At 66.6% G+C, this 10,718-nt stretch carries 5 protein-coding genes; all 5 read right to left on the reverse strand.

Going from position 1 to position 10,718, the window contains the following annotated elements; translation table 11 throughout:
- Positions 1–38 precede the first annotated feature (38 nt).
- Entirely contained in the window at positions 39–2,138 is a 2,100-nt protein-coding gene (gene fusA, locus AB0H84_RS40555) for an elongation factor G (RefSeq protein WP_357616924.1), read from the reverse strand.
- A 33-nt stretch (positions 2,139–2,171) separates the two neighbouring features.
- Positions 2,172–2,642 (reverse strand): 30S ribosomal protein S7, encoded by a 471-nt coding sequence (rpsG, locus tag AB0H84_RS40560; RefSeq protein WP_043623423.1) that lies wholly within the window; start codon positions 2,640–2,642, stop codon positions 2,172–2,174.
- Positions 2,643–2,644: 2 nt separating this feature from the next.
- Positions 2,645–3,019: a 30S ribosomal protein S12 gene (gene rpsL, locus AB0H84_RS40565; protein WP_020542315.1), complete on the reverse strand. Its 375-nt coding sequence runs from the start codon at positions 3,017–3,019 to the stop codon at positions 2,645–2,647.
- A gap of 612 nt (positions 3,020–3,631) precedes the next feature.
- Positions 3,632–7,507, reverse strand: coding sequence for a DNA-directed RNA polymerase subunit beta' (locus AB0H84_RS40570; RefSeq protein ID WP_357616926.1), 3,876 nt, complete (start codon positions 7,505–7,507; stop codon positions 3,632–3,634).
- 16 nt (positions 7,508–7,523) lie between these two features.
- A partial coding sequence (gene rpoB / locus AB0H84_RS40575; RefSeq protein ID WP_357616928.1) for a DNA-directed RNA polymerase subunit beta occupies positions 7,524–10,718 on the reverse strand: 3,195 nt, incomplete at its 5' end.

Genomic DNA, 10,718 nt, shown 5'->3' on the forward strand with positions numbered 1-10,718 from the left:
GGGGTGGCTCGCACCACCCCACCAGGGACCGGGGAGCTTTATTCGCCCCGGGCCTTCGCGACGATCTCCTTGGCGATGCCCGGGGGCACCTCCGCGTAGGAGTCGAACTGCATGCTGTAGCTCGCGCGCCCCTGCGTCTTGCTACGCAGGTCACCCACGTAGCCGAACATCTCAGACAGCGGCACGAGCGCCTGGACGACACGGGCGCCGGCCCGCTCGTCCATCGCTTGGATCTGCCCGCGGCGACCGTTGAGGTCACCGATGACGTCACCCATGTAGTCCTCGGGCGTGGTGACCTCGACGGCCATCATCGGCTCGAGAAGCACGGCGTCCGCCTTGCGCGCGGCCTCCTTGAAGGCCATCGAGCCGGCGATCTTGAAGGCCATTTCCGAGGAGTCGACGTCGTGCGCGGCACCGTCCTGGAGCGTAACCTTCACGCCCACCATCGGGTAGCCGGCCAGCACGCCGAACTCGGCGGCCTCCTGGGCGCCCGCGTCGACCGACGGGATGTACTCCCTCGGGACACGACCACCCGTGACCTTGTTCTCGAACTCGTAGCCGTCGTTGCCCTCGCCCAACGGCTCCAGGTCGATGATCACCCGCGCGAACTGACCGGAACCACCGGTCTGCTTCTTGTGGGTGTAGTCGACCTTCTCCACCTTGCGGCGGATGGTCTCACGGTAGGCCACCTGCGGGCGGCCGACGTTGGCCTCGACCTTGAACTCGCGACGCATACGGTCGACGAGGATCTCCAGGTGAAGCTCGCCCATGCCCCAGATGACCGTCTGGCCGGTCTCCTCGTCACGGCGGACCTGGAAGGACGGGTCCTCCTCGGCCAGCCGCTGGATCGCGGTCGACAGCTTCTCCTGGTCGCCCTTGGTCTTGGGCTCGATGGCGACGTTGATGACCGGAGCCGGGAACGTCATCGACTCGAGCACGACCTGGTTCGACGGGTCGGACAGCGTGTCACCGGTCGTGGTGTCCTTCAGACCCATGACGGCGACGATCTGACCGGCGATGGCCGTCGGGCGCTCCTCGCGCTTGTTGGCGTGCATCTGGTAGATCTTGCCGATCCGCTCCTTCTTGCCCTTCACAGAGTTGACGACCTGTGAACCGGCCTCGAGCGTGCCCGAGTAGATGCGGATGTAGGTGATCTTGCCCAGGTGCGGGTCGCTCGCGATCTTGAAGGCCAGAGCGGAGAACGGCTCGCTCGGGTCCGCGTGCCGCTCGACGACCTTCTCCTCGTTGCCGACCGCGTGGCCCTTGAAGGCCGGGATGTCGGTCGGGGCGGGGAGGAAGGCGACGATCGCGTCGAGCAGGGGCTGCACGCCCTTGTTCTTGAACGCGGTGCCGCAGAGCACCGGGTTGATGGCGCTGGACAGCGTCGCGCGGCGGATGGCCGCGACCAGCTGCTCCTCGCTGGGCTCGACGCCCTCGAGGAAGAGCTCCATCAGCTCGTCGTCGTTCTCGGCGACCGTCTCGATGAGGCGGTCACGCCACTCGCGAGCGGCCTCGGCGTGGTCGGCCGGGATGTCGACGGTGTCGTACATCTCGCCCTTGGCCGCCTCGGCGCTCCAGAGGTAACCCTTCATCTTGATGAGGTCGATGACGCCCTTGAAGTCGGCCTCAACGCCCCACGGAAGCTGGATGACAGCCGGGGTCGCACCCAGGCGGCTGATCATCATGTCGACGCAGCGGTGGAACTCCGCGCCGACACGGTCCATCTTGTTAACGAAGCAGATACGGGGGACGTCGTAGCGGTCAGCCTGGCGCCACACCGTCTCCGACTGCGGCTCGACACCCGCGACGCCGTCGAACACGGCGACCGCGCCGTCGAGGACGCGGAGCGAACGCTCCACCTCGATGGTGAAGTCGACGTGACCCGGGGTGTCGATGATGTTGATGGTGTGACCGAGCCACTCGCACGTCGTCGCGGCAGACGTGATCGTAATGCCGCGCTCCTGCTCCTGCTCCATCCAGTCCATCGTGGCAGCGCCCTCGTGGACTTCACCGATCTTGTAGTTGATACCGGTGTAGAACAGGATGCGCTCGGTCGTGGTGGTCTTGCCCGCGTCGATATGGGCCATGATCCCGATGTTTCGGACCTTGGCCAGGTCAAGAGCGGTCTGCGTGGCCACTTCTCTCGCGTCCTCGTCGTCTCGTCGGATCCACTACCAGCGGTAGTGGGCGAAGGCCTTGTTGGACTCGGCCATCTTGTGGGTGTCCTCGCGCTTCTTGACACTCGCCCCAAGGCCGTTGCTGGCGTCGAGGAGCTCGTTCATGAGGCGCTCGGTCATGGTCTTCTCGCGGCGGGCGCGGGAGTACTGCACCAGCCAGCGCAGGGCCAGGGTGGTGCTGCGCGCGGCGCGCACCTCGACCGGCACCTGGTAGGTCGCGCCACCGACGCGACGGCTGCGGACCTCGAGGGTGGGCTTGACGTTGTCAAGCGCGCGCTTCAGGGTGACGACCGGGTCGTTGCCCGTCTTCTCCCTGCAGCCCTCAAGGGCGCCGTAGACGATCGACTGCGCGATGGAGCGCTTGCCGTCCAGGAGCACCTTGTTGATCAGGGCGGTCACCAGCGGCGAGCTGTAAACCGGGTCAGACATGAGCTGACGACGGCCAGGAGAACCCTTACGAGGCATTGTTAGCTCTTCTCCTTCTTCGCGCCGTAGCGGCTACGGGCCTGCTTGCGGTTGCGGACACCCTGGGTGTCGAGCGAACCGCGGATGATCTTGTAGCGAACACCAGGCAGGTCCTTCACACGACCGCCACGCACGAGCACGATGGAGTGCTCCTGCAGGTTGTGGCCCACACCGGGGATGTAAGCCGTGACCTCGATGCCGTTCGTGAGCCGAACGCGGGCCACCTTGCGCAGTGCCGAGTTGGGCTTCTTCGGAGTCGTCGTGTAAACGCGCTGGCAAACGCCGCGCCGCTGCGGACTCCCCTTGAGGGCAGGAGTCTTGGTCTTGGAGACCTTGTCCTGCCGGCCCTTGCGGACCAACTGCTGAATAGTGGGCACTGCCACTCCGTTTCGTGCCTTGGCCGGTGATACGTCAGTTGTGCTGCATTTCGCAGGTACTGCCGGTGTCATGACCTGCTGATTTTTCTCGACCCGGTGCCCCCGCGCTCGGGCGTGTCGCGCTATTCACGCAGACGTCCCGCGAGGTTTACGAGCCAGGAAGCCGTCCTACGCCCGCAATGAGCGCACGGTCGAGAGCCCGCATAGAGACGGGCACGATGCACAAGACTACCCAGGCCCACGCGACACGTCAAAACGGCGCGGCAAAGCGGACAAGCCTTGCCACTCCGTGTCGCTTGGGCCTACTTCATCCAGCCCATCTACAGCTCCGGAGGCCATGATATCGGGCCACCCGACCACTCCGCACGACGTTCCCAAACCCTCCTACCCCCTTCCCGAATCCGCCTACGCCGGCACGGGTATCGGCCTCCACGGCATGCGCCGTCATCAGTCGCCTGCCCACTCACACGGCAGGAAACACGGAGCCGGTCAAGCGGCGGGCCGGCGAATGCCTCCTGGAGGGGCTGTCAGCCACGTACGGGAGCGGGGAGGGCCTTGGAACAGCAAAGCGCCCGGGCCCCTCCATGAGAGGCCCGGGCGCGTTACCTCGAGCTATCGGTTGTACTGACCGAAGTCGTACTCCTCCAGCGGCACAGCCTCGCCGCTGCCGGTGCCGAAGGTGTAGTCGGCGGCGGAGCCGTCGTAGCCACCCACGGTGTACATGGCGGCCTTGGCCTCCTCGGTCGGCTCCACCCGGATGTTCCGGTACTGCGGCATGCCGGTGCCGGCCGGGATGAGCTTACCGATGATGACGTTCTCCTTCAGGCCCAGCAGCGAGTCGGACTTGGCGTGGATCGCCGCGTCCGTCAGCACCCTGGTCGTCTCCTGGAAGGAGGCCGCCGACAGCCACGACTCGGTGGCCAGCGACGCCTTCGTGATGCCCATGAGCACCGGACGGCCGGCGGCCGGCGAGCCGCCCTCCGCCACCGTCTCGCGGTTCATCTGCTCGAAGCGCGGCCGCTCCACGAGCTCGCCGGGCAGCAGGTCGGTGTCACCGGACTCCAGCACGTTCACGCGCTTGAGCATCTGCCGCACGATGATCTCGATGTGCTTGTCGTGGATCGACACACCCTGCGACCGGTAGACCTGCTGGACCTCCGCCACCAGGTGCAGCTGCACGGCCCGCGGGCCGAGGATGCGCAGCACCTCGTTGGGGTTGACCGCACCGGCGACGAGCTGCTGCCCGACCGACACGCGCTGGCCGTCCTGCACGAGCAGGCGCGAACGCATCGACACCGGGTACGCGATCTCCTCCGAGCCGTCGTCGGGGGTGATCACGATCTTCCGGGTCTTGTCGGTCTCGTCGATGCGGACCCGGCCCTCGGCCTCGGAGATCGGGGCGACACCCTTGGGGATGCGCGCCTCGAACAGCTCCGTGACACGGGGCAGACCGTGGGTGATGTCGGCGCCGGCCACACCACCGGTGTGGAACGTACGCATGGTCAGCTGCGTGCCGGGCTCACCGATCGACTGGGCGGCGATGATGCCGACCGCCTCGCCGACGTCCACGAGCTTGCCGGTGGCCAGCGAGCGGCCGTAGCAGGTCGCGCAGACACCGATCTTGGCCTCGCAGACCAGCGCGCTACGGGTGCGCACGGTCTCGACGCCCGCCTCGACCAGCTTGGTGACGTGGGTGTCGTTGATGTCGACGCCCGCCGCGGCGATGACCTTGCCGTCGACCTCGACGTCCTCGGCCAGGATGCGGCCGTGCACGTTGGACTCGGCGTTCTCGGCCTTGACCAGGTTGCCCGACGCGTCACGCTCGCCCACGTGCAGCGGGACCGCGCGGTCGGTGCCGCAGTCGATCTCGCGCACGATGACGTCCTGCGCCACGTCCACCAGACGACGGGTCAGGTAACCCGAGTCGGCGGTACGCAGAGCGGTGTCGGCCAGACCCTTCCGCTGACCGTGGGTGGAGATGAAGTACTCCAGCACCGACAGGCCCTCGCGGAACGAGGCCTTGATCGGCCGCGGGATCGTCTCACCCTTGGTGTTGGACACCAGGCCGCGGATGCCGGCGATCTGCCGGACCTGCATCTTGTTACCACGAGCGCCGGAGTTGACCATCATCCAGACCGGGTTGGTCGCCGGGAAGGCGTTGACCATGTCGGTCTCGACGTCGGCCGTCGCGTGCGTCCAGATCTCGATGAGCTCCTGACGGCGCTCCTCGTCGGTGATCAGACCGCGCTCGTACTCGCGCTGGACCTTGTCGGCCCGGCGCTCGTAGTTCTCCATGATGTCGGTCTTGTTCGGGGGCGCGACGACGTCCTCGATCGAGATCGTGACACCGGAGCGCGTCGCCCAGCGGAAGCCGGCGTCCTTGAGCGCGTCGAGCGAAGCGGCGACCTCGATCTTGGGGTAGGTCTCCGCCAGCTCGTTCACGATCGTGGACAGCTGCTTCTTGCCGACCTGGAAGTCGACGAACGGGTAGCTGGCAGGCAGCGTCTGGTTGAACAGGCACCGGCCGAACGTGGTCTCCAGGCGGATCGGGTCACCCTGCTCCCAGCCCTCGGGAGCGACCCAGTCGCGCGGCGGCAGGACGTCCTTGAGCCGGATCTGGATCTTCGCCTGGATCTCCAGCTCGCGGCGGTCGAAGGCCATCTGCGCCTCGGCGATCGAGCCGAACACGCGACCCTCGCCCCGCGCGCCTTCCTTGTGGGTGGTCAGCCAGTAGAGGCCGATGACCATGTCCTGGGTGGGCATCGTCACGGGCTTGCCGTCGGCCGGCTTGAGGATGTTGTTGGTCGAGAGCATCAGGATGCGTGCCTCGGCCTGGGCCTCAGCCGACAGCGGCAGGTGCACGGCCATCTGGTCGCCGTCGAAGTCCGCGTTGAACGCGGTGCAGACGAGCGGGTGGATCTGGATGGCCTTGCCCTCGACCAGCTGCGGCTCGAACGCCTGGATGCCCAGGCGGTGGAGCGTCGGAGCACGGTTGAGCAGCACCGGGTGCTCGGTGATGACCTCTTCGAGCACGTCCCACACCACAGGGCGGGCGCGCTCGACCATCCGCTTGGCCGACTTGATGTTCTGGGCGTGGTTGAGGTCGACCAGCCGCTTCATCACGAACGGCTTGAACAGCTCCAGCGCCATCTGCTTGGGCAGGCCGCACTGGTGCAGCTTGAGCTGCGGGCCGACGACGATGACCGAACGGCCGGAGTAGTCGACTCGCTTGCCCAGCAGGTTCTGGCGGAAACGACCCTGCTTACCCTTGAGCATGTCGCTCAGGGACTTCAGCGGCCTGTTGCCGGGACCGGTGACCGGGCGACCGCGGCGGCCGTTGTCGAACAGCGCGTCGACGGCCTCCTGGAGCATCCGCTTCTCGTTGTTCACGATGATCTCGGGCGCGCCGAGGTCGAGAAGCCTCTTGAGGCGGTTGTTCCGGTTGATGACCCGGCGGTAGAGGTCGTTGAGGTCGGAGGTCGCGAACCGGCCACCGTCGAGCTGCACCATCGGGCGCAGGTCCGGCGGGATGACCGGGATGCAGTCGAGCACCATGCCGCGCGGCGAGTTGGTGGTGTTGAGGAACGCCGACACGACCTTGAGCCGCTTGAGGGCGCGGGCCTTCTTCTGGCCCTTGCCGCTGCGGATCGTCTCGCGCAGGTTCTCGGCCTCGGCGTCGAGGTCGAAGCTGATCAGGCGGTCCTGGATCGCCTGCGCGCCCATGCCGCCCTTGAAGTAGCGGCCGAAGCGGTCGCGCATCTCGCGGTAGAGCAGCTCGTCGCCCTCGAGGTCCTGGACCTTGAGGTTCTTGAAGCGGCTCCAGACCTCGTCGAGGCGGTCCAGCTCGCGCTGGGCCCGGTCGCGGAGCTGGCGCATCTCGCGCTCGGCGCCCTCGCGGACCTTGCGGCGCTGGTCGCCCTTGGCGCCGGCGGCCTCGAGCTCGGCCAGGTCGGCCTCGAGCTTCTTCTGCCGGGACTCCACGTCGGCGTCACGGCGCTGCTCGATGTGCTGCCGCTCGACGGAGATCTTCGCCTCCAGCGAGGGCAGGTCACGCTCACGCATCTCGGTGTCGACATGCGTGATCATGTACGCCGCGAAGTAGATGACCTTCTCCAGGTCCTTCGGGGCGAGGTCGAGCAGGTAGCCGAGGCGCGACGGGACGCCCTTGAAGTACCAGATGTGCGTGACCGGCGCGGCCAGCTCGATGTGGCCCATCCGCTCACGACGCACCTTGGCCCGGGTCACCTCGACGCCACAGCGCTCACAGATGATGCCCTTGAACCGGACGCGCTTGTACTTACCGCAGTAGCACTCCCAGTCGCGGGTCGGGCCGAAGATCTTCTCGCAGAAGAGCCCGTCCTTTTCCGGCTTGAGGGTCCGGTAGTTGATGGTCTCCGGCTTCTTGACCTCGCCGTGCGACCACTGACGGATGTCGTCGGCCGTCGCGAGGCCGATCCGAAGCTCGTCGAAGAAGTTGACGTCCAGCATTTGTGCGATCTCCCCCTCAGACTTCTTCCACGCTGCTCGGCTCACGCCGGGACAGATCGATACCGAGCTCCTCCGCGGCGCGGAAGACGTCCTCGTCGGTGTCGCGCATCTCGATGGACATGCCGTCGCTGGAGAGCACCTCGACGTTCAGGCACAGCGACTGCATTTCCTTGATGAGGACCTTGAAGGACTCCGGAATACCCGGCTCGGGGATGTTCTCGCCCTTGACGATGGCCTCGTAGACCTTCACACGGCCCAGGACGTCGTCGGACTTGATCGTCAGCAGCTCCTGCAGGGCGTAGGCGGCGCCGTACGCCTCCAGCGCCCACACCTCCATCTCACCGAAGCGCTGGCCGCCGAACTGGGCCTTACCGCCGAGCGGCTGCTGGGTGATCATGGAGTACGGACCGGTCGAACGCGCGTGGATCTTGTCGTCGACCAGGTGCAGCAGCTTGAGGATGTAGATGTAGCCGACAGAGATCGGGTACGGGAACGGCTCACCGGAACGCCCGTCGAACAGCTGGGCCTTACCGGTCTCCTGCACCATGCGGTCACCGTCGCGGTTGGCGACGGTGTTGCCGAGCAGGCCGACGATCTCCTCCTCGTGCGCGCCGTCGAACACGGGCGTGGCGACGTTGGTGCGCGGGGCGACCTTCTCGAAGCCCTTGTCGCGCAGGCGCTCGGCCCACGCCTCCTGGACGCCCGAGATGTCCCAGCCTCTGGCGGCGATCCACCCGAGGTGGGTCTCCAGCACCTGGCCGACGTTCATTCGGCCGGGCACGCCCAGCGGGTTGAGGATGATGTCGACCGGGGTGCCGTCCTCCAGGAACGGCATGTCCTCGACCGGCAGGATCTTGGAGATGACGCCCTTGTTGCCGTGGCGGCCGGCCAGCTTGTCACCGTCGGTGATCTTACGCTTCTGGGCCACGTAGACGCGGACCAGCTCGTTGACACCGGGCGGCAGCTCGTCGCCCTCCTCGCGGGAGAAGACGCGGACGCCGATGACCTTGCCCTGCTCGCCGTGCGGCACCTTCAGGGAGGTGTCGCGGACCTCGCGGGCCTTCTCACCGAAGATCGCGCGCAGCAGCCGCTCCTCCGGGGTCAGCTCGGTCTCGCCCTTGGGCGTGACCTTGCCGACGAGGATGTCACCGGGGACGACCTCGGCGCCGATGCGGATGATGCCGCGCTCGTCGAGGTCGGCCAGGACCTCCTCGGAGACGTTCGGGATGTCCCGGGTGATCTCCTCGGGGCCCAGCTTGGTGTCGCGGGCGTCGACCTCGTGCTCCTCGATGTGGATCGAGGAGAGCACGTCGTCCTGCACCAGTCGCTGGGACAGGATGATCGCGTCCTCGTAGTTGTGGCCCTCCCACGGCATGAACGCCACGAGCAGGTTCTTGCCGAGCGCCATCTCACCCTTGTCGGTGCACGGCCCGTCGGCGATGACCTGGTTGACCTCGACGCGGTCGCCCTCGGCCACGATCGGCTTCTGGTTGAAGCTCGTGCCCTGGTTGGAGCGCTTGAACTTGGCGACACGGTAGGTGGTGCGGGTGCCGTCGTCGTTCATGACCGTGACGTAGTCGGCGGAGACCTCCTCGACCACACCGGCCTTCTCGGCGCTGATCACGTCGCCGGCGTCGGTCGCGGCACGGTATTCCATGCCGGTGCCGACCAGCGGCGCCTCGCTCTTCAGCAGCGGCACGGACTGCCGCTGCATGTTGGAGCCCATGAGCGCGCGGTTGGCGTCGTCGTGCTCGAGGAAGGGGATCATCGCGGTGGCCACCGACACCATCTGGCGCGGCGACACGTCGATGTAGTCGACCTCCTCGGCACGGGCGAGCTCGGTCTCACCACCCTTGGTGCGGACCAGGACGCGGGCCTCGGCGAACGAGCCGTCGGGGTTGAGCGCCGTGTTGGCCTGCGCCTTGACGTAGCGGTCCTCCTCGTCGGCGGTCAGGTAGTCGACCTGGTCGGTCACCTTGCCGTCGACGACCTTGCGGTAAGGCGTCTCGACGAAGCCGAAGGCGTTGATCCGGCCGTAGGAGGCCAGCGAGCCGATGAGGCCGATGTTGGGGCCTTCAGGGGTCTCGATCGGGCACATCCGGCCGTAGTGGGACGGGTGCACGTCACGGACCTCGAAGCCCGCCCGCTCACGGGACAGACCACCGGGGCCCAGCGCGGACAGACGCCGCTTGTGCGTCAGGCCGGCCAGCGGGTTGGTCTGGTCCATGAACTGCGACAGCTGCGAGGTGCCGAAGAACTCCTTGATCGACGCCACGACCGGGCGGATGTTGATCAGGGTCTGCGGCGTGATCGCCTCGACGTCCTGCGTGGTCATGCGCTCGCGCACGACCCGCTCCATGCGGGCCAGGCCCAGGCGGACCTGGTTCTGGATCAGCTCGCCGACGCTGCGCAGACGGCGGTTGCCGAAGTGGTCGATGTCGTCCACCTCGACGATGACCTCGCGGTCATTGGCGCCCGGCATCGACTCCTCGCCCGCGTGCAGGCGCACGATGTACTCGATCGTGGCGACGATGTCGTCCTCGGTCAGAGTGCCCTGAGAGATCTCGGCGTCGACGCCCAGCTTCTTATTGATCTTGTATCGGCCGACCTTGGCCAGGTCGTACCGCTTGGAGTTGAAGTAGAGGTTCTCCAGCAGGGTCTGCGCCGACTCCTTGGTCGGCGGCTCACCCGGCCGCAGCTTGCGGTAGATGTCCAGCAGCGCGTCATCCTGGCCGGCCGTGTGGTCCTTCTCCAGGGTGGCCCGCATGGACTCGTACTGGCCGAACCGCTCGAGGATCTGGTCGTTGGTCCATCCCAGCGCCTTGAGAAGCACGGTGACGGCCTGCTTGCGCTTGCGGTCGATGCGCACACCGACGCTGTCGCGCTTGTCGATCTCGAACTCGAGCCAGGCACCCCTGGACGGGATGACCTTGCAGCCGTACAGGTCCTTGTCGGACGTCTTGTCGACAGTGCGTTCGAAGTAGACGCCAGGCGAGCGGACCAGCTGCGAGACCACGACACGCTCGGTGCCGTTGATGATGAACGTGCCCTTCGGCGTCATGAGCGGGAAATCGCCCATGAACACCGTCTGGCTCTTGATCTCACCAGTGGTGTTATTGATGAACTCCGCCGTCACGAACATCGGGGCGGAGAAGGTCATGTCCTTGTCTTTGCACTCATCGACTGAGTACTTCGGCGGCTCGAACCGGTG

Source organism: Nonomuraea sp. NPDC050786 (assembly GCF_040654115.1).
Classification (GTDB): domain Bacteria; phylum Actinomycetota; class Actinomycetes; order Streptosporangiales; family Streptosporangiaceae; genus Nonomuraea.

Excerpts from the sequence above, each read along its gene's own strand:
- AB0H84_RS40570 (WP_357616926.1), bottom strand. The coding sequence starts at position 7,507 with ATGCTGGACGTCAACTTCTTCGACGAGCTTCGGATCGGCCTCGCGACG.
- rpsG (WP_043623423.1), bottom strand. The coding sequence starts at position 2,642 with ATGCCTCGTAAGGGTTCTCCTGGCCGTCGTCAGCTCATGTCTGACCCG.